Source organism: Mesorhizobium sp. LNHC229A00, from assembly GCF_000502415.1.
GTDB lineage: Bacteria > Pseudomonadota > Alphaproteobacteria > Rhizobiales > Rhizobiaceae > Mesorhizobium.
Genome location: NZ_AYWQ01000124.1, coordinates 1 through 797 on the forward strand (window position 1 = coordinate 1; position 797 = coordinate 797).

General features: G+C 54.7%; 1 protein-coding gene and 1 pseudogene. Both read right to left on the reverse strand.

Annotated elements, in window-relative coordinates; all coding sequences use genetic code 11:
* The coding region (locus X742_RS1000000173640; RefSeq protein ID WP_198019293.1) for a M23 family metallopeptidase at window positions 1-470 on the reverse strand (470 nt) is incomplete at its 3' end.
* 102 nt (window positions 471-572) lie between these two features.
* Window positions 573-797: pseudogene (locus X742_RS1000000176345) on the reverse strand (hypothetical protein); the annotation flags it as partial.

Below are 797 nucleotides of genomic sequence, written 5' to 3' on the forward strand. Positions count from 1 at the left end.
AGTTCGCCAGGATCGACCCGAGGCGAATGAGGGGTAAGCGGTTCTTCGAGCATAATTTCAAAATGCAAATGCGGCGATTCGCCGGCCGCATTACCTCCGGTCCCCGTGTATCCAATCACTTGGCCTTTGAGCACCGCGTGTAAGTTCAGAATTTTGCTGAGATGGGCGTAGACGGCGTATAGCTTACGGTAACTTGGGAGGCCTACACAGATTCTACTCCACGGATCATATTTAGGATTGTCGAATTCTAGGACGATGGCGTCCCCGTACCCTCTAACGTTATGAAATCTGTGTATTATTCGCCCATCTGCAACAGCGTAAACTGCCGTGCCAGGGCGAGCAGACAGATCCCATCCCATATGCCGTTTGGGTTTGTTATTTTTGTCCTTTCTAGTCAACCCAAATGAGTTACCCATCGCTTCATGGGGTCCATCGCTCCGAATCCTGTTCACGTCCAGCGGCAGTTTCATGCTACGTGCTCCAGCAGCAGTTTCAGCATTGCGGAAAGTGCGGCGGCGACACACGCAAGGTCGCGCACCGTTGTCATGGTCTACCAGCGGGACCATTCGGGGCTATCCTGGCCTAAGCCTCAGAGCCCGCGATGGATCGCTTTCGACTGGCAAAAAATCATACGCTTCCGCTTGGCCGTCAGCGAGTCCAATTGTTCTGGGTTTTACGTCCTGTAGCCTTTCTGTGGGCCGCCGCATGATCTTGAGGTGTGCGACCTCGGACACACGCAGGCCCGCGCCATAGGCGACGCCGAGTGCCGCCTTGTACTTGATGCCTGGTGCGGTTTC